This window comes from Dietzia sp. IN118, assembly GCF_032905965.1.
Taxonomy (GTDB): Bacteria; Actinomycetota; Actinomycetes; order Mycobacteriales; family Mycobacteriaceae; genus Dietzia; species Dietzia kunjamensis.
On sequence record NZ_JAUMSR010000001.1, the window covers coordinates 2070290 to 2088644 of the forward strand.

The 18355-nt window shown below is 70.2% G+C and carries 15 protein-coding genes, 1 pseudogene and 1 riboswitch; of the genes and pseudogenes, 7 read left to right on the forward strand and 9 right to left on the reverse strand.

All coding sequences use genetic code 11. The features are described from left to right. Position 1: 1 nt before the first annotated feature. The 4 genes from Q2K20_RS09985 to Q2K20_RS10000 are packed head-to-tail and all read right to left on the reverse strand — an operon-like array spanning position 2 to position 2636. Positions 2 to 499 (reverse strand): polyadenylate-specific 3'-exoribonuclease AS, encoded by a 498-nt coding sequence (locus tag Q2K20_RS09985; RefSeq protein WP_067713732.1) that lies wholly within the window; start codon positions 497 to 499, stop codon positions 2 to 4. A gap of 6 nt (positions 500 to 505) precedes the next feature. Further along, positions 506 to 1246 (reverse strand): lysophospholipid acyltransferase family protein, encoded by a 741-nt coding sequence (locus Q2K20_RS09990; protein ID WP_096907274.1) that lies wholly within the window; start codon positions 1244 to 1246, stop codon positions 506 to 508. Positions 1247 to 1290: 44 nt separating this feature from the next. Continuing rightward, the gene (locus Q2K20_RS09995) at positions 1291 to 2178 is read right to left on the reverse strand and encodes a hypothetical protein (protein WP_096905656.1); all 888 of its coding nucleotides are present in this window, start codon (positions 2176 to 2178) and stop codon (positions 1291 to 1293) included. Beyond that, a complete protein-coding gene (locus Q2K20_RS10000) occupies positions 2175 to 2636 on the reverse strand; it encodes an SRPBCC family protein (RefSeq protein ID WP_154830756.1) in 462 nt (153 codons plus the stop codon). The genes Q2K20_RS09995 and Q2K20_RS10000 overlap by 4 nt, the downstream gene beginning before the upstream one ends. A 141-nt stretch (positions 2637 to 2777) precedes the next feature. On the opposite strand from Q2K20_RS10000, the gene Q2K20_RS10005 reads away from it, so the two are divergent. Beyond that, the gene (locus tag Q2K20_RS10005) at positions 2778 to 4577 is read left to right on the forward strand and encodes a long-chain fatty acid--CoA ligase (RefSeq protein ID WP_317176784.1); all 1800 of its coding nucleotides are present in this window, start codon (positions 2778 to 2780) and stop codon (positions 4575 to 4577) included. 34 nt (positions 4578 to 4611) lie between these two features. Here the strand turns inward: Q2K20_RS10005 and Q2K20_RS10010 are convergent, their stop codons facing one another. The 4 genes from Q2K20_RS10010 to Q2K20_RS10025 form a co-directional block, all read right to left on the reverse strand. Next, complete coding sequence (locus Q2K20_RS10010; RefSeq protein WP_067713719.1) at positions 4612 to 5745, reverse strand: glycosyltransferase family 4 protein; 1134 nt, start codon at positions 5743 to 5745, stop codon at positions 4612 to 4614. 136 nt (positions 5746 to 5881) lie between these two features. Continuing rightward, on the reverse strand, positions 5882 to 6805 hold the full coding sequence (locus Q2K20_RS10015; protein WP_227022238.1) for an NlpC/P60 family protein: 924 nt from the start codon (positions 6803 to 6805) through the stop codon (positions 5882 to 5884). Between the two features lie 432 nt (positions 6806 to 7237). Continuing rightward, the gene (locus Q2K20_RS10020; protein ID WP_119192985.1) at positions 7238 to 7849 is read right to left on the reverse strand and encodes a C40 family peptidase; all 612 of its coding nucleotides are present in this window, start codon (positions 7847 to 7849) and stop codon (positions 7238 to 7240) included. Positions 7850 to 7861: 12 nt separating this feature from the next. Beyond that, positions 7862 to 8010: riboswitch (cyclic di-AMP (ydaO/yuaA leader) on the reverse strand. A 79-nt stretch (positions 8011 to 8089) separates the two neighbouring features. Then, entirely contained in the window at positions 8090 to 8308 is a 219-nt protein-coding gene (locus Q2K20_RS10025) for a hypothetical protein (protein ID WP_096905661.1), read from the reverse strand. 154 nt (positions 8309 to 8462) lie between these two features. Between Q2K20_RS10025 and Q2K20_RS10030 the strand changes: the two genes are divergently transcribed. Then, positions 8463 to 10094: a DEDD exonuclease domain-containing protein gene (locus Q2K20_RS10030; RefSeq protein ID WP_269502510.1), complete on the forward strand. Its 1632-nt coding sequence runs from the start codon at positions 8463 to 8465 to the stop codon at positions 10092 to 10094. Here Q2K20_RS10030 and trpD read toward each other — a convergent pair. Next, positions 10081 to 11139, reverse strand: coding sequence for an anthranilate phosphoribosyltransferase (gene trpD, locus Q2K20_RS10035; protein WP_120285798.1), 1059 nt, complete (start codon positions 11137 to 11139; stop codon positions 10081 to 10083). The two genes, Q2K20_RS10030 and trpD, sit on opposite strands and share 14 nt — an antisense overlap. Positions 11140 to 11430: 291 nt before the next feature. Here trpD and Q2K20_RS10040 point away from each other — a divergent pair, with 291 nt between their 5' ends. The 5 genes and pseudogenes from Q2K20_RS10040 to Q2K20_RS10060 all read left to right on the forward strand — a co-directional run bounded on the left by Q2K20_RS10040 (position 11431) and on the right by Q2K20_RS10060 (position 18341). Beyond that, the gene (locus tag Q2K20_RS10040) at positions 11431 to 12042 is read left to right on the forward strand and encodes a heme-copper oxidase subunit III (RefSeq protein WP_159149177.1); all 612 of its coding nucleotides are present in this window, start codon (positions 11431 to 11433) and stop codon (positions 12040 to 12042) included. Between the two features lie 55 nt (positions 12043 to 12097). Beyond that, positions 12098 to 12982: a c-type cytochrome gene (locus Q2K20_RS10045; protein ID WP_159149176.1), complete on the forward strand. Its 885-nt coding sequence runs from the start codon at positions 12098 to 12100 to the stop codon at positions 12980 to 12982. Then, the gene (locus Q2K20_RS10050; protein ID WP_119192992.1) at positions 12979 to 14169 is read left to right on the forward strand and encodes a ubiquinol-cytochrome c reductase iron-sulfur subunit; all 1191 of its coding nucleotides are present in this window, start codon (positions 12979 to 12981) and stop codon (positions 14167 to 14169) included. The genes Q2K20_RS10045 and Q2K20_RS10050 overlap by 4 nt, the downstream gene beginning before the upstream one ends. Beyond that, entirely contained in the window at positions 14166 to 15788 is a 1623-nt protein-coding gene (locus Q2K20_RS10055; protein ID WP_159149175.1) for a cytochrome b, read from the forward strand. The genes Q2K20_RS10050 and Q2K20_RS10055 overlap by 4 nt, the downstream gene beginning before the upstream one ends. A 95-nt stretch (positions 15789 to 15883) precedes the next feature. Next, positions 15884 to 18341: pseudogene (locus tag Q2K20_RS10060) on the forward strand (AAA family ATPase). Positions 18342 to 18355: the final 14 nt, after the last annotated feature.

An 18355-nucleotide genomic window follows, 5' to 3' on the forward strand; every position in this document is an offset into this window, starting at 1 on the left:
CTCAGAGACCCAGGTGGGGCGACTTCGCCGCGATGGCGCGGAAGCGCATCGCGGCGTGGCGGGCGTCGGCGAGGGCGTCGTGTTCCCCTCCCGGGTGTGCGGGCAGGTCGGGCTTGCCGGCGGTCTCCCAGAGCTGGCGGACGTCGCGCGTGAACCGGGGCATGGCGGCGGGAAGGGCTGTCATGTCGCCCCACAGCTGGCAGACGGCCACGTGGTCGTACGCCCCGATCCACGCCCACATCTCGACCCCGCCGGTGGGCGGCGCGGTGACGAACTCGTAGAGCTCGTCCCGGATGCGGCTCCGGGACATCCACGCGGACGACGACGGGTTGGGCAGCTTCGGAAGGACGTTGCGCCGCACCCACGGCCCGGCCGCCGAGGCGTCGAAGTCGGTGGACACGGCGTAGAACTCCCGGCCGTCCTCGGCGACGATCCCCACGGAGACCAACTCGATCGTCGTGCCGTCCTCGATGAACTCGCAGTCGTAGAAGTAGCGCACCGGCGATCAGCGCTGTCCCTCGACGGGGTGGTCGAGCAGGTTCCGCCCGGCCTTGCGCACCGCCTCGTAGCGCTTCTTCATCTCGGCGCCATACGTGTCGTGGACGTACTCCTGATTGGTCAGCGCCTGGATCCGCCGCATGAGCTCGTCGGTGATCTCGCGCTCAGCGTCCCGGTCCCCCTCGCGCCCGGCCCACGGGGACAGATCGAGCGGCTCGCCGAGCATGACCCGGATCTCGGTGCGCCGCCCGGGGCGGAACCGGGAGATCCGGCGTACGTACTCGGGGGTCCCGGTCACGCCCACCGGGATGATGGGCACCCCGGCGCGGAGTGCGAGGCGGGCGGGCCCGGTCTTCCCGCGGTACAGACGACCGTCCGGCGAGCGCGTCCCCTCCGGGTAGATGCACAGGATCTCCCCCGATGAGAGGACCTCGAGCCCGGCGTCGAGGGCGGCCTGCGCGGCGTCGGCGTTGGTGCGGTCGATCGGGTGCTGGCCCGAGCCGGCGAAGAACCACCGGCTGAGTATGCCGCGGACACCGGTTCCGGTGAAGTAGTCGCTCTTGGCCAGGAAGGTGACCCGGCGGGGCATGAGCAGAGCGGTGAACAACCAGTCCGCGACGGACTGGTGGTTGCCGACCAGCAGGGCGCCACCGCGCTCGGGGAAGTGCTCGCGTCCCGTGACGACCCGACGACTCGTCAGACGTAGGAACGGGCCGATGAGCACGTATTTGAACAGGTAGTACAGCAACGGGTCACCGGTCCTCTTGTGATGGCTGTCGACGAATGCGGATACTACCCGGCGCGGTCCGCGGATCCGGACGGTACGAGGTTCGGGGGCCACAGATCCGGGTCGGGCAGGAAGCTGATCACCAGTCGACCCGCGTCGCGCTCGAAGACGGACTGCGTGAGCACACACCGGCGCAGCAGCGGCGGCAGCGCCACCACCGCCCGGAACCCGTCGAACTCCAGGCGGAGCCGGTCCCCCTCGACCGAGACCGGCGCGGACGGGCGGGTCGGGGCCGGGTACTCGACCCGGTATCCGCCCTCGCCGTCGGGCGCCACCACCGGGGTGACGGCGCCGCGGGCCAGAGTCGCCATGGCAGCCGTGGAGCCGGCCGGGGACCCCACCACGATGGTCTCGATCCTCCCGGCGAGGAAGCCGGCCACGTCACCGGCGAGCAGCGCGAGTCTGTGCGCTTCCCGCACCCGCACGTCGGCGCGTCCGCCCGCCGCCATGGAGGCGAAGCGCACATTGGCGGGCCAACGTGATTCCACGAACGCGGCCAGTTCCCCGGCCGCCGCGAGCCGGCGCACCGCGGTCAGGTCCCCGTCGAGCTCGACCACGACGACGTCCCAGTACTCGGACGACGCGGCCCGTCGCGCGTACTCCCACCCGAGCACCGCGGCCAGTGGGGCGTCCCCTCCGGCGGCGAGCGCCGCGAGTACGTCGTCGTCCGGATCGGCGGCGCCGGACCGGTAGGTCTCGAGCCTCGCCGTCGGGTCGTCGACCCGGACCTCGACGGGCCCGTCCTCCGAGACGTCGAGACGGGGGTCGACGGCATCGGGATGGCCGGTCAGGATCAACGCCGTGCAGCCGGGGTCCGCGAGGAGGTCGGCGGTGACGCCCGCGCGGTCCTCGGGATCTCCCCCGAGGACGACGACGACACGAGTTCTGCTCACCGCGACTCCGCCCGGCGTTTGAGTTCCTTCAGTGCGTCGCCCAGGATCCGGCGCTCGGCGCGGCTGCGCAGGCTCCCGATCACCGGGACCGTGAGCTCGATCTCGAGTTCGTAGTCCACACGCGTGCCGCCCTCCACCGGTTCGAGCCGGTAGTAGCCCCGTTGGGCCCTCTGCAACGCCGAGCTCTCGAGCCGCCACTCCAGACCGCGGTCGTCCGCCGACCAGGAGTAGACGAGGACGTACTCGTCGACGATCGCGCCCGCCTCGAGCTCGAACCGCACCCGGTCCGGACGGCCGTCCTGACCGGTGGAGAGCACTTCGGCCGCGCGGATCGACGCGGACCACTCCGGGTACGCGGCGAAGTCGGAGATGACCGCCATGACGTCCTCCACCGGTGCGTCGACCACCGTGGAGTCTCTGGTCGGCCACACCTCGGGGGCGCCGTCGTGCTCGCTCATACCCACAAGCTTCACATATCCCGCTCCGCGATGCGCCCCACCCGCGGCGCCCGGAAGGCAGGCGACGTGACCACCGTGTGGTCCCGGCGATAGTGTGTGTGGTCACCGACATACTCTGAACGTCTCCACCGGGAGGACCCTTTGCGCGAATACGTCGCGGTACCCGCCAACTTCACCGTCCCTGACGACTGGTCCTGCGTTCAGTCGGCATACGACCGCGCGGAGAACACCCCGGAGAACGTGGCGTTCCAGAAGCCCGTCGACGGTCGGTGGACGGACGTCACCAACCGCGAGTTCGCCGAGGAGGTCCGGACGATCGCCCGCGGACTGGTGGCGCTCGGTGTCCGGGCGGGCGATCGGGTCGCCCTGCTGAGCTCCACCCGGTACGAGTGGAATCTCATCGACTTCGCGATCTGGGCCGTCGGCGCGGTCACCGTTCCCGTGTACGACAGCTCCAGCGCCGACCAGATCCACTGGATCATGGAGGACTCCGCGGCCCGGTTGATCATCGTCGAGAACGACATCCACGCCACCACCGCCCGAGAGGGCGTGCAGGGCCTGGAGGTCGCCGACGTCCTGGTGATCGACGGCGCGACCCCGGTCCTCGAGACCCTCGCCTCCGAGGGGGCCACGGTCGACGTCTCGGTGCTCGACGAGCGCCGGGCCTCGGTCCGCGCCGACTCCCCCGCGACGCTGATCTACACCTCGGGGACCACGGGCCGCCCCAAGGGCGTCATGCTCAGCCACCGCAACTTCATGTCCGAGACGCTCGCCGTGCTCGAGACGCCGTTCAGCGGGATCCTGCGGGACGACGCCACCTCGGTGATGTTCCTGCCCCTGGCCCACGTGTTGGCCCGCGCCATCACCTACGCCGGCTTCCACGCCGGCGTGACCATCGCGCATTCCTCCGACCTGACCAACCTGGTCGAGACGTTCGGCGAGATGAAGCCGCACTACATCCTGGCCGTCCCCCGCGTGTTCCAGAAGGTTTTCAACAAGGCCCAGGCGACCGCGCAGGACGGCGGCACGGTCAAGGCGTGGATGTTCGACAAGGCCGCGGACACCGCGGTCGCGTACTCCAAGGCCAACCGGGGTGACGGCCGGGTGGGTCCGCTGCTCGGGCTGCGCCACGCGATCTTCTCGAAGCTGGTCTACGGCAAACTCGTCAACGCGCTCGGTGGGCGTTGCGAGGTCGCCATCTCCGGCGGCGCGGCCCTGGGTGACCGTCTGACCCACTTCTTCGACGGCATCGGGGTCAACATCTTCGAGGGTTACGGCCTGACGGAGACCTGTGCGGCGATCACGGTCAACACCCCGGGGCGGATGCGGATCGGCAGCGTCGGCCATCCGCTGCCCGGCTGCGCGGTCCGGATCGCGCAGGACGGTGAAGTCGAGGTCAGCGGACCCGTCGTCGCCTCCGGCTACTGGCAGAACGAGGAGGCGACCGCCGAGTCCTTCAGCGACGGCTGGTTCCGCACCGGTGACCTGGGTTCGATGGACGAGGACGGGTACCTGTCGATCACCGGCCGCAAGAAGGAGATCATCGTGACGGCCGGCGGGAAGAACGTGGCGCCCAACCAGCTCGAGGACGCGCTGCGTGCGGACCCGCTCGTGGCGGAGGCGGTGTGCGTGGGCGACGGCAAGCCGTTCGTCTCGGCCCTGCTGACCCTCGACCCGGAGGCCGTCGAACGGTGGAAGACCCACCACGACAAGTCCGGCTCGTTGTACGAGTTGCTCAAGGACGCCGATCTGATCGAGCACCTGGACCAGGCGCTGGTGCGGGCGAACCGGAGCGTGTCGCACTCCGAGTCGATCAAGAAGTACCACGTCCTCCCGGACCAGTTCACCGAGGAGACCGGTGAGCTCACCGCGTCCCTGAAGGTCAAGCGCAACGTCGTGCACCAGAAGTACGCCCAGCAGATCGAGTCGCTCTACGCCTGATCGGACCGCGCGTCGGAACGCGTGCTCTCGCGGGTCACTCCCCCGAGAGCACGCGTTCCATGTCCCGGGCCAGGTCCTCCCAGCGCCAGTTCTCCAGCACCCAGGTGCGGCCGCGGACCCCCATGGCCGACGCCCTGGGCCGGTCCTCGAGCAGGCCGGCGACGGCGTCGGCGACCTCGCCCTGTGACGTCCCGTCGACCACGAGACCGGTCCGGCCGTCGCGCACCGTCTCCGGGGCACCGCCGCTCCGGCCCGCCACGACCGGCACCCCGCACGCGGACGCCTCCAGGTAGACGATTCCCAGCCCCTCGACGTCCAGCCCTCCCCCTCGGGTCCTGCACGGCATCGCGAAGACGTCCGCGAGTCGGTGGTGGTCGACGATCTCGTCCGCGGGGACGCGGCCGGTGAAGACGACCCGGTCGGCCACCCCGAGGCGGCGTGCCAGTCCTTCCAGCGTGCGCCGATAGGGCCCACCGCCGACGACGACGAGGACCGCCCCGGGCACCCGCCGGGCGATCTCCGGCATCGCCCGGATGAGCATGTCCTGGCCCTTCCGCGGCACGAGGCGGGACAGACACACGATCACGTCGCGGTCCGCGAGTCCGTAACGGTCGCGGATCGCCCTTCGCCGTGCGGGATCCGGCCGGAACCTCTCCGTATCGACGCCACCCGGCTGGTGCACCAGGCGGGCGCGGGGGCCGAACGCCGCCGCGAACCGCCTCCGTGTGTAGTCGCTCACGTAGGTGACCGCGTCGGTGGACTCGCCGATCAGTCGCAGGATCTGGCGCGAGCCCGGCAGCATCGACCAGCCGACCTCGTGTCCGTGTGTGCTCGCGATGATGCGGTCCACGGGGCCCTGCCGTAGCACCGGCGCCATGGCGGCGAGGGGGGCGGCGGCCCCGAACCAGATCGTCGTCGCGCCGAAGTCCGAGGCGAGCCTTCGTGCGCGTGCCGCGAGGTCGGGCGTGGGGAGCAACACCTCGGTGGGCACCCTCTCCACCAGATAGGGCTTGGCGGCGTCGTACTCCGCCGATTCGCCACCCCGGAACGTCGAGGCGAGCACCGCGACGTCCGTCGGGTCCAGGTGGCTCAGATACGTCTCCAGGTACGACTGGATCCCGCCCGGGCGCGGCGGGTAGTCGTTGGTGATCAACAGCGTCTTGGTCATCGGCTCCGAGCCTGCCACACAACCCGGCCCGCCTCGGCCCCGCCCGGTGCGTCGTCCTCGTCGGGAAGGGGCGGAGCGCGATCGGGGACGGCCGGTGTCTGCGCGGGGCGGCCGTGCTTGGCCGGGTCGGCCGGGGTCAGTAGCGGCGGATCCCGTGAATCGGCATCGCGTCGACCTGCTCGAGGCGGACCGGCACACCGTAGGTCGGGGCGTGCAGGACCAGACCGTCGCCGGCGTACATCCCGACGTGGGTGGCGCCGGGGAAGTAGATGACAAGGTCACCGGGCCGGATGTCGTTCATCGCCACCGGGGCGCCCGCGACCGCCTGCGCCTGGCTCGCCCGGGGCAGCGCCTTGCCCTCCTGCGCGTACGACCACACCATGAGACCGGAGCAGTCGAACTCGGACGGGCCCGTCGCGCCCCACGAGTAGGGCGCGCCCAGCCGGGAGAGTGCGACTCGGAGCGCCGCGGAATTGACGTCGTCCACCGGCGGGGCAACGTACCCCTCCGGCACCACCGGTCCGCCGATCCAGAGATCGCGTTGTGCGTCCGACAGTGCGTCGACCCGGCGACGGACCTCATCCATCCGTACCCGCATCTCCTCGGTTCGGCGGGCGAGCGCGTCGGTTCGCTCCTGCGCGACGCGGGCCGCGTCCCGGGCCTCGGCCGCGGAACGCGCGGCCTCTTCCCTGAGCTGCACCGCATCCCGGGACGCAGCTCTAGAGGCGTCCAGTGCACTCGTGGTGGCCCCGGACAGTCGGCGCAGCGTGTCGAGCCTGTCGACCAGGTCCCGGGGGCTCTCGGCGAGCACTGCCGCCCGTGTGGCGCCGGTGTCCCCGCCCCGGTACCGCATGGTCGCGAGGTGATCGACGATGGACTGGTCCCGGCGCGCGGTGCCGTCCGCGAGGGCGGACCGTCCGGCTGCGACCCCGGCGGCCCGTTCGAGGCGGACGCGCTCCCCGTTGGCGCGGTCCAGTTCCCCGCGCGCGAGGTGGAGCTGCTCCCCCAATGCTCCCGCCTCCTCGGACAACCGGGCCAGCTCCGCCAGGTCCTCGCTCATCTCGCCGGGCACCGCTGTGGCGGACGGCGTGGTGGACGGTGCAGTCTGCGACGGAGCGGGGGAAGACGGAGCGGTCGACGACGGAGCGGGAGAAGTCGAAACCTGATCAGGCGGGGTAACCGGACCCGGGACAGGCGCCGTGGTCGCGGTTGGCGACGACCGGTCCGGGGTGGTGGTCTGCGCTCCGGCCGGCGCGGGACCGAGGGTCAACGAGGTGGTCACGGTCGCTGCGATCGCGAGCACGCTGAGGCTGCGGGTCATCTGGTGTCGTCGAACTCTCGGATCCGGGTCACGCAGGGCGCGGGCGCCCAGCCGACGCCTACGGTGGAATCGGGTACCCGAGAGGGGATGTTACAGACGACAGACCCCGCCGGTGACCGGTTCGAGACCGGACGCCGACGGGGTCTGCGGAGGTTCGGGGAGCGACCCGACTCAGTAGTAGCGTGTCGCACCGTAGAACGGCATGGAGTCCACCGGCGCGTAGCTCACCGAGGTGCCCGAGTACGGGGCGTGGACGACCTGGCCGTTGCCGGCGTAGATCCCGACGTGGCTGGCGCCACTGTAGAAGGCGACGATGTCGCCGGGCTGCAGGTCGGCCTTGGAGACCTGGGTGCCGCCGCCGATCTGGGCCTGGCTGGTGCGCGGGATGGAGATCCCCGCCTCCTTGTAGGCCCACGAGGTCAGACCGGAGCAGTCGAACGAGTTGGGGCCGGTAGCGCCCCAGACGTAGGGCGAGCCGACCCGGGTGGTGGCGGCGTCGAGGATGCGCTGGCCGGTCGAGACCACCGGCGCGGGGGCGGCGAACTCGACGGGCGCCGCCTGTGCCTGGGCCTGGGCCAGGCCGGCCGGGAGCTCGATGCCCTCCGGTAGGTCGAACGAGACCTGGTTCGGCACGCCGGGCAGCCGCAGCTCGACGGGGACGTCGACGGTGACGGGTGCGGCGGCGGCGGTTCCGGAACCGGCGACAGCGGCTCCGGCTGCGAGCAGGCCGGCGGCGGCGACACGGCGGCCGGTCGAGCTGGTCTTGATGCTGTGGGCTCCCACGAAGACTGTTCCTCTTTCTTCCTGCGGCACCGACCGGGTTAGCTGACGGGTTCGGACACGGAAGTCTGTCCTACGCTTCGGACCTGTAGGCCCTCGTGCGATTCACCCCAGTGGATCTTGGTTCCCCGGTGCGCCCTTCGGCGCTTAGGTGTGACCCCGGCTCCCCGCCGGCAGGCGGGCGATGACTTCCGAGGTCTCGAAAAGGTTACGAAACCGTCTCGTCGAAGTCCAGTTCATCGCTCACGCGGCGACGTCAGCCCCCAGAATCTCGACCGTGGAGACCATTCCGACCTCGCGCAGGACGTCGATCGCCTCGCGAACCTCCGGGTCCAGAACATAGCCGCACGACTCCGGAGATAGCTCGTCCACCTGCGGTTTTCCGGCGTCGAGAACGGCGATGATGCACCCGTCACATGCGGCGGGTCCTGCGGGACACCGCACGCAGTCCATCGTGAACATGATCTACCTCACACTTCGTCCTGGGCGTGTTGCCCGTTCGTTATCGAGCCGCGATCCGGGCCCGGGGTGGTCGTACTGCGGGGCACCCTAGGGACAAGGTCCGACAACCACGGCGGGGCCGGCGGTGTCGGAGGGCGGGGCTACCGTCTCCGGCATGCCCCGATCCCCCTCCCCCGTCTCTACCGGGGTGCAGGCAGCCTTCGACGATCTCGAGCCTCTGCTGTCCGACGTCACGTTCGTCGTGGTCGACCTGGAGACGACGGGCACCCGGACCGGAAGCGACGAGATCACCGAGATCGGCGCGGTACGCGTCCGAGGCGGCGAGGTGCAGGCGGAGCTGTCGACGTTCGTCTCGATCGACGGTGCCCTGCCCGGCCACATCAGCAGACTGACCGGGATAGCTCCGGACGACCTCGTCGGTGCCCCGAGTCTCGGCGAGGTGATGTCGACGTTTCTCGAATTCTCCCGCGGGGCCATCCTCGTCGCCCACAACGCGCGGTTCGACCTGGGGTTCCTGCGGGCCGCCGCCGCGTCGACCGGGCACCCGTGGCCCGATCCCCCGTCGCTCTGCACCCTGGCTCTCGCGAGGCGGGTGCTGCACCGCGGGGAGACACGAGGCCACCGGTTGGGAGTCCTCGCCGCGCACCTGGGGGCCACCGTGGAGCCCAATCACCGGGCCCTGCAGGACGCCCGCGCCACGGTCGACGTGCTCCACGCACTGATCTCGCGGGTCGGCGACTGCGGGGTCTCGACCCTGTCGGAGTTACGGGCCTACGACGGTCGCCTCTCCCCGGAGGTGAGGCGGCGGGCCGCCATGACCGGGTCATTGACCGAGGGGCCCGGTGTCTACGTGTTCCGGGACGACGCCGGTGGCGCCCTGTACGTCGGCTCGTCCGGCGCGGTCCGCAGACGGGCCCGGTCCTACTACTCCGGCGGTGACACGCGCGGACGGATGCGCACCATGGTCGGGCTGGCCGACTCGATCGACTCGGTCGCGTGCGCCCACCTCCTCGAGGCGTGGACCGTCGAGGAACAGCTCATCGACTCGCTTCAACCCCCGTTCAACACCCGGTCGCGGAGCCCTCGCCGCGGCTGGTGGCTCACGCCCCCCACCGGCCGCGCCACCCGCCCGAAGGTCGTGCGAACCCCGGACGACCCCGCCGCCATCGGGCCCTTCCGGCGCGCCGAGGACGCCCGGGCCGCCTGGGAGGACCTCCTCGGCGTGTTCGGCACCGCCCCGGGATCCGATCGCTGGGCGGCGCTGGCGGAGGGACGGGACTCCGGTCCCCTGCGGGATCTGGTCGACCGCGTGGAGGTACTCGCGGCCGAGGGCGCGTTCGAACGCGCGGCCAGGCTCCGCGACAGGACCGCAGCCCTCGTGCGGGTCCTCTCCCGACGGCAGGAACTCGCCGCAACGGCATCGCTGCCCGAGATCGTTCTCGCACAGCCGGCGCCGCGCCGGACGTGGGCGGTCGCGGTGGTGCGCCACGGTCGACTCGCCGGATCCGGGGTCGTCCCGCCGGGAGCGGCACCGATGCCGGTCATCGACGGACTCCGGGCCGCCGCGACCACCGTGCAGCCCGGCCCGGGCCCCTTCGCCGGTGCCACCGCCGCCCAGATCCGGAACGTCCACCGGTGGATCGACTCGACCAGGACACGCATCGTCTCGGTCGAGGGTTGCTGGACGCTCCCCCTTGACGGGGCGCACACGCTGACCGGCTGGGCGACCCTGGCCGAGAGCGCCGCCGCCGAGCACCGCGGGACCGGACTCGTCAGCGCACGCTGAACCCGGCCCACTTCTCGAGCAGCCGCGCCGCCTCGCCGTCGTCGATCGCCGCGGCGGCCCGGTCCACCGCGGCCCGCATGGCAGATACCAGGTCGGAACCACGCTCGAGACCGTCGAAGGCCACCAGCGCGGCCGCGGAGTTGAGCAATACCGCATCGCGCACCGGGCCCCGTGCTCCCGCGAGGAGATCGCGGGCGACCCCGGCGTTGTGGACGCCGTCCCCGCCCCGCAACTCCTCGATCGAGCAGGTGCTCATCCCGAAGTCGGCGGGCTCGACCTGATCCTCGTCCACATGACCGTCCGAGACCCGCAGCACCCGGGTGGGACCGGTCATGGTGATCTCGTCGAGGCCGTCCGACCCACGCACCACGAGCGCCGACCTGCCGCGCAGCGCGAACACCTCCGCCATCACCGTCATCAGCCCCTCGAAGGCGCAGCCGATGAGGTTCGCGGCGGGTGCCGCGGGATTCGTGAGAGGCCCGAGGATGTTGAAGACGGTCGGGATCCCGATCTCACGCCGGGGGGTCGCAGCGAAACGCAGCGCGGGATGGAACACGGGCGCGAAGCAGAAGGCCACGCCCACCTCGTCGAGGCACCGCCCGACGTCCTCCGGGCCGAGGTCGATCGCCACCCCGAGCGCCTCGAGCACATCGGCACCGCCGCTCTTGGACGATGCCGCCCGGTTGCCGTGCTTGACCACGGGCACTCCGCAGGCGCTCACCACGAGAGAGGACATCGTCGAGATGTTCACCGTGCCCTGGCGGTCACCACCGGTACCGACGATGTCCACGCAGGGACGATCAGTGGGCACCCGACGGGAGTAGTCGAGCATGGTCGAGGCCAGCGCATCGAGCTCCGGACCCGTGACGCCCTTCATCTTCAGGGCAACGCCGAAGGCTGCGATCTGAGCGTCGGTGGCGACACCCTCCATGATCCGGGACATCGCCCACCCGGCCTCCGCCGGATCGAGGTCCCCGCCCGCGGTGAGGGTGCCGAGAACCCCGGGCCACGACCGGCCCCCGTCGAACGCTGCCGAACTGCCCACGTGTCCCGACCTCCTCTGGTGTCATGGAAACGGACACGCCCCACAGGGCGCCGCCCGCACGTCGTCAATCGTGCCACTGTTCCGACCCGGCCCGTGCGCTGACACCCTGCACTCCGGCGGCGGCGAGCGGCCGGGGCTCTCCTGAGAGTGCCCTGATAGCCCCTGCAAGGGGGACCAATACCGACCCTTGCCCTGAGGGTTTCCGAAGCGACCTGCGGAAACGCTGGACAGACACGCCAATTTCGGGGGTCCGTGCAGACTCGTCCCTCCTCAGGGGTCATACTTGGCCACGTGACGAGCGCAGTAGATAACTCAGGATCGGCCATGGCCCAGCGTGTTCATTCGCTGAATCGGCCGAACATGGTCAGTGTGGGCACCATTGTCTGGCTGTCCCAGGAGCTGATGTTCTTCGCGGGTCTGTTCGCGATGTACTTCGTCTCCAAGGCGAACTCGGGAGGTGACTGGCCCTCCTACCCGGTGCACCTCAACGTGCCGTTCGCCCTGACGATCACCGTCATCCTCGTGGCGTCGTCGTTCACCTGCCAGATGGGCGTGTTCGCCGCCGAGCAGGGTGACGTCTTCGGCCTCCGCCGCTGGTACATCATCTCCGCGGTGATGGGCACGGTCTTCCTCATCGGCCAGACGTACGAGTACGTGATGCTGGTCCTCGAGGGCACCACCATCTCCTCCAGCGTCTACGGGTCCGTCTTCTTCATCACCACCGGCTTCCACGGTCTCCACGTCGCGGCGGGTGTCCTCGCCTTCGTCGTCCTCGTCATGAGGACCACGATGTCGCGGTTCACCCCGGCGCAGGCCACGGCCGCCATCGTGGTGTCGTACTACTGGCACTTCGTCGACGTGGTCTGGATCGGCCTCTTCGTCACCATCTACTTCATCCAGTAGCAGCTGGCCGCAGGACGCTGTGTCCAGCAGGTCCCAACACCAAAGGGAACTCACAATGAACTCACCTCACCCACCCGCTGCGGACACGCCGTCGCCGGACCCGGCGACGACCCCGACGCGTCCGGCGTCCACCAAGCGGCGCCGCAAGGCGACCGGCGCGCTCGTCATCGCCGCCGGCCTCCTCGGCGCGGGAGCCATCGCCACGGCAGTCGTGCCCGAGCCGCAGGTGGCGACGGCCCAGCAGGACCAGGCCGCGCTCATCGCCGAGGGCAAGTCGATCTACGACGTCGCCTGCATCACCTGCCACGGCCAGAACCTGCAGGGTGTCGAGGACCGCGGTCCCTCGCTCGTGGGCGTCGGTGCGGGATCGACCTACTTCCAGGTCCACTCCGGCCGCATGCCCGCGGCGGACAACGAGGCCCAGGCGGAGCGCAAGAAGCCCCGCTACAGCGAGCACCAGATCATCGCCCTGGCGGCGTATGTCGACGTCCACGGCGGTGGACCGGGCATAATCACCAACCCGGACGGCACCATCGCTCAGGAGTCGCTGCGCGGCGCCTCCGGCGAGAGTCGTTCGGAGGAGATCGCCCGCGGTTCCGAGCTGTTCCGGCTCAACTGCGCGTCCTGCCACAACTTCACCGGCCGCGGTGGCGCACTGTCGGCGGGTAAGTACGCCCCGACTCTCGACCCTGCCAACGAGCAGGAGATCTACCAGGCGATGCTGACCGGGCCGCAGAACATGCCCAAGTTCTCGGACCGCCAGCTCACGCCTGACGAGAAGAAGGACATCATCGCCTTCATCAAGGACGCGGACAGCAAGGTCTCGCCCGGAGGCTACGGCCTCGGCGGGCTCGGCCCCGTGACCGAAGGTGTGGCCATGTGGCTTGTCGGCATCGTCGCCCTCATCGGTGCGACCCTGTGGATCGGATCCCGTTCATGAGTGAGACCCCGAAGAACCCGTCCCCGGCGGACCTCGACCGGATGAGCGATGCCGAGCTCGTGCGATTGGGCACCGAACTCGACGAGGTCGACGTCCGGTTCCGCGAGGCCCGTTTCCCGGAGGGCACCACCACCCGCGCCGAGAAGCGCGCGGCGCTGACCGTCACCACCTGGTTCGCGCTGTCGGCACTGTTCGGCCTCGCCTTCGCCGTCGTCTACATCTTCTGGCCGTGGGAGTACCGCGGCGAGGGCGAGGACGGCTACTGGCTGTACATGACCTACACCCCGCTGCTCGGCCTCACGATCGGGCTGTCGATCCTGTTCCTGGGTTTCGGCGCGGTGCAGTTCACCAAGAAGTTCATCCCCGAGGAGATCTCGGTCCAGACCCGCCACGACGGCGCCTCGGACGATCTCGACCGGCGCACCTTCGTCGCCGAGCTCAACGACTCCTGGAAGACCTCCACCCTCGGTCGCCGCAAGGTCATGGGCGGTTTCCTCGGTGCGGGTGTGGGGCTCATCGGCCTCTCCGCGATCCTGCCGCTCGGCGGCATGATCAAGAACCCGTGGAAGCGCGGGGAGATGACGCTCGCCGGAGACGGCACCCTGCACACCACCGGCTGGACCCTGGCGTCCGACACCCGTCCCGACGGCCTCCCGCCGGAGAAGGTCTACCTCGGCCGCGACACCGGCAAGGTGTACCCCGACGGGCACCCGCCGGCCGGCGAGGGTCGCCTCGAGCGCATCCATGTGGAGGATCTCTCCGCCGGTGGCCTCGAGTCCGTCTTCCCCCTCCCCGCAAGCGCCCTGGGCAACTTCGAAGAGCACATGCACTCGATCCACGGCTCACGCAACGCGGTCATGCTGATCCGTTTCCGTCCCGAGGACGCGGCCCGCGTGACCAAGCGCAAGGGCCAGGAGAACTTCAACTACGGCGACCTGTACGCCTACTCGAAGATCTGCACCCACCTCGGCTGCCCCACGTCGCTGTACGAGCAGCAGACCCATCGATTCCTCTGCCCGTGCCACCAGTCGCAGTTCGACGCGCTCGAGTACGCGAAGCCGATCTTCGGCCCCGCCGCCCGTGCACTGCCGCAGCTGCCCATCGCCGCCGACAGCGAGGGTTACCTCGTTGCCAACGGTGACTTCATCGAGCCGGTCGGACCTGCCTTCTGGGAGCGTCGTTCATGAGCAACAACACGAGACTCGCGGCACTGGGCGATGGCCTGGACTCGCGGTACACCATGTCCAAGGGCCTGCGCCGGCAGATCAACAAGGTCTTCCCGACGCACTGGTCCTTCCTGCTGGGCGAGATCGCCCTGTACAGCTTCATCATCCTGTTGATCTCGGGTGTCTACCTCACCCTGTTCTTCGACCCGTCCCTGTCGAAGGTGATCTACCAGGGTGCCTACGCACCGCTCAACGGCATCGAGATCTCCCGTGCCTACGAGACGGCGTTGAACATCTCGTTCGAGGTCCGTGGCGGACTCTTCGTGCGCCAGATCCACCACTGGGCGGCCCTGCTGTTCGTCGCCTCGATGGTCGTCCACATGATCCGCATCTTCTTCACCGGCGCGTTCCGTCGCCCGCGTGAGGCCAACTGGGTCATCGGTTGTGTGCTGCTGCTCCTGGGCATCGTCGAGGGCTTCCTCGGCTACGGCCTGCCGGACGACGTCCTCTCGGGCACCGGCCTCCGGATCACCTCGAGCATCATCGTCGGCCTGCCGGTCATCGGCACCTGGATGCACTGGCTGATCTTCGGCGGGGACTTCCCCGGCGAGCTGATGATCCCGCGCTTCTACGTCCTGCACGTGCTGATCATCCCCGCGATCATCCTCGCGCTGATCGCCGCCCACCTGGCGCTGGTCTGGTACCAGAAGCACACGCAGTTCCCCGGGCCCGGCCGCACGGAGAACAACGTCGTCGGCGTCCGGATCCTCCCGGTCTTCGCCGTCAAGTCGATCGCCTTCGGTGCCATCACGGTCGGCATGCTCATGCTCTTCTCGGGCCTGTTCACGATCAACGCGATATGGAACCTCGGGCCGTACAACCCCTCACACATCTCGGCGGGCTCGCAGCCCGACTGGTACATGCTGTGGACAGAGGGCGGCGCGCGAGTGATGCCGGCCTGGGAGCTCTACCTCGGCCCGTACACCGTGACCGCGACCACCTGGGTGGCCGTCATGCTGGGCGCCATGGTCGCGCTGATGTTCGCGTACCCGTGGATCGAGTCCAAGATCACGGGCGACAAGTCGCACCACAACCTGCTGCAGCGTCCGCGTGACGTGCCCGTCCGCACCGCTGCGGGCATGATGGCGATCACGTTCTACGTGATCCTGGTCCTGATGGGGTCCAACGACCTCATCTCGTACTTCTTCTCCATCTCGCTCAACGCGACGACGTGGGCGGGTCGAATCGGCCTGATCCTCCTGCCGCCGCTGGCGTACTTCGCCACCTACCGCCTGTGCCTGGGTCTCCAGCGCGCGGACCGCGAGGTTCTGGAGCACGGGATCGAGACCGGCATCATCATGCGGATGCCGCAGGGCGAGTTCATCGAGGTGCACCAGCCGCTCGGCGAGATGGACGAGCACGGTCACGCCGTTCCGCTCGCCTACGCCGGCGCGAAGGTGCCCACCAAGATGAACCAGCTCGGTGTGGCCGGCCGTCCCCCGCGGGGCGCCCTCAAGGCCGACCCGGTCGAGGAGGCCCGTCTGCTCGAGGACGCCGACCACGACAAGCACCACCGCGAGCACTCGATGCTCACCACGTTGCAGGAGGAGAACCGGTCTCGTCGCCACGACGGGCACTGATTCCCCGACAGCACCCGACCGCGGGCCGGATCTCCACCTGGAGGTCCGGCCCGCGGTCGTTGGACGCCGACGGCCGCGGCCGAGGGGAGACGCAGATGAGCGATGATCGGATGCCTGTGGACCCCGGACGCGGACTCGTGCTCACCGACGAGGTCGACCGCGCACTCGAGCTCCTACACTCGGGCCACGACCTCTTCCTCACCGGTAGGGCCGGAACCGGAAAGTCGACCCTGATCCGCCGGTTCCTCGCCGAGACCGACCACCCCACCCTCGTCGCCGCGCCCACCGGGATCGCAGCCCTCACCGTGGGCGGCTACACCATCCACCGGCTGTTCGGCTTCCACCCCGACCACACGGTCGACCACGTGCGCAGCAGCGCCTACCGTCCCGGGCGATTCACCCAGGCCCTCGCCGGCGCCCACACGCTCGTCATCGACGAGGTGTCGATGTTGCGGGCCGACGTCTTCGACATGGTCGCCATCGCGCTCGAGAGGTTCGGCCCGGACCCGACGATGCCGTTCGGGGGCGTCCGGCTCGTCCTCGTCGGTGACCTCTTCCAGCTACCGCCGGTGGTGACGGCCTCCGAGAGATCGTCCTTCGAGGCGACCTACCCGACGCCGTACTTCTTCTCGGCCGAGCGCTACCACCCCGAGCACTTCCCCACCGTCGACCTCACCCATGTCTTCCGGCAGTCCGGTGACCCGGAGCTCACCGCGATCCTCAACTCGATCCGCGAGGGCGCTCTCGTCGGCCCGGCGCGCGAACGGCTCAACTCCCGCACCGACCCGGACTTCGATCCGCCGGACGACGAGTTCTGGCTGACGCTCACCACCACCAACCGCAGGGCCGCGAGCCACAACCAACACCGCCTCGATCGGCTATCCGGGTCGGAACTGGCGATGGAGGCGACGCTCACCGGCGATCTCACCGGGTTCGAGCTCCCCACCCGGGAGGTGCTGGGGTTCAAGGTCGGCGCGCAGGTCATGATGCTCACCAACGACCCGGCGGACCGGTGGGTGAACGGATCCATCGGACGGGTGCTCGATGTGACCCTCGGGCGACGGGGCGACCGCGGAGAGCGAGGACCCGTCGTCGTCGTCGCATTCACCGGCGGTGAGGTCGCCGAGGTCGCGCTCCACACCTGGGACGTCACCCGACCGGTGACGGACGGCGGCGGTCTGCGACACGAGGTGGTCGGGTCCTTCACCCAGTTCCCGTTCACCCTCGCCTGGGCGGTGACCATCCACAAGAGCCAGGGACAGACCCTGGACAGGGTCGTCGTGGATCTCGGCGGCGGCACGTTCGTGGCGGGGCAGCTCTACGTGGCGTTGAGCCGCTGCCGGTCTCTGGAAGGCCTCGTCCTCACCCGGCCGGTGCTGCCAGGGGACCTCAAGACGGACCGGCGGATCATCCGGTTCCTGCGGGCGCCGGACGGTGGGCCCTCGGCCCGCCGCTACTGCGCTGTCGCGGTGGTGTCCGTCGGCGAGGACGGGCCCCGGTCCCGGCCCCGGCCGGTGGAGCTCGCCATCGCCTTCCCCGACGGCACCGCGGTGACGACGCTGGTCAATCCCCAGCGCGACCTGGCCCGGGCGCGGACGGACTACGGCATCACCGTCTCCGATGTCCTTCTCGCCCCCACGCTCCTCGAGGCGTGGTCGATGGTCGCCCCGCTGGTGGACGGGCACACCCCGGTCGGCGTGGACCTCGACGTCACTCTCGGTCGACTGGACGCCGAGTTCGCGCGCCTGGGAGGCACGGTGCCGTTGCCGGTCGGGGTCGACAACCCCGGGTGAGCGGGCCCGTGGCCGCTCCGGATCGGCCCTCGCCCGTGCGCGGGTGGCGCTCGAGGCCCACGGGCGGCTGCACCTCGATGACGCGGCGGCCGGCACGTTCGACGCCGACCTCGTCGACGAGGTCGCGGTCGGCTACCTGCTCAGCCGCGACGCCGACGTCCGCCCACCGACCTCCGAGGTACTCCCCCAACTGTCGGCGATGCTCGGTATCAGCGCCGAGGTCGGGGCCGCTCTGTTGGGGCGCCCCCGCCGCGGTGGGCGCCCGGGGGCCGAGGTCGACGACGACGACAACGACGACGACGACGACGACGACGAGATCGTCACCCCGGGCGACCGCGATCTCCGGGCAGGCGCGCGCGGACTCGTCGCCGGGCAGATCCGACGCGCCGCGAAGCGGGTGCCGATGACCGCCGACGTGCTGGAGCGGCTCCGGCTGGCCTCCGAGATCGTGGGCTCGGACCTGACGCCGGGGCTGGAGGCTACGCCGGAGGCGGGCGCGGCGGACGTCCTGCGGCCCGGGACGCGGGTGTGTTTCTCCGGCAGCGCCCTGGACCGCAGCGGCGTCCTCGTGTCCCGGGACGAGATGGAGGCCCTCGCCCTCGGCCGTGGCCTGGTTCCCGTCGGTGCGGTCACCAAGAGTCGCTGCGACGCCCTGGTGGTCGCGGAGCCGGGCAGCCAGTCGACCAAGGCGAGGGCGGCCCACAAGTGGAGCACGCCGGTCATCGCGGCCGCGGACTTCCTCGCATGGGCCGGCCGCTGACCGGGGTGGTTCGT

Bases quoted from the DNA above. Each gene is read 5' to 3' on its own strand.
- Q2K20_RS10000 (WP_154830756.1), bottom strand. From the start codon at position 2,636: ATGAGCGAGCACGACGGCGCCCCCGAGGTGTGGCCGACCAGAGACTCC.
- Q2K20_RS10025 (WP_096905661.1), bottom strand. From the start codon at position 8,308: ATGTTCACGATGGACTGCGTGCGGTGTCCCGCAGGACCCGCCGCATGT.
- Q2K20_RS10045 (WP_159149176.1), top strand. From the start codon at position 12,098: ATGAACTCACCTCACCCACCCGCTGCGGACACGCCGTCGCCGGACCCG.
- Q2K20_RS10050 (WP_119192992.1), top strand. From the start codon at position 12,979: ATGAGTGAGACCCCGAAGAACCCGTCCCCGGCGGACCTCGACCGGATG.
- Q2K20_RS10015 (WP_227022238.1), bottom strand. From the start codon at position 6,805: ATGAGCGAGGACCTGGCGGAGCTGGCCCGGTTGTCCGAGGAGGCGGGA.
- Q2K20_RS10030 (WP_269502510.1), top strand. From the start codon at position 8,463: ATGCCCCGATCCCCCTCCCCCGTCTCTACCGGGGTGCAGGCAGCCTTC.
- Q2K20_RS10055 (WP_159149175.1), top strand. From the start codon at position 14,166: ATGAGCAACAACACGAGACTCGCGGCACTGGGCGATGGCCTGGACTCG.
- Q2K20_RS10010 (WP_067713719.1), bottom strand. From the start codon at position 5,745: ATGACCAAGACGCTGTTGATCACCAACGACTACCCGCCGCGCCCGGGC.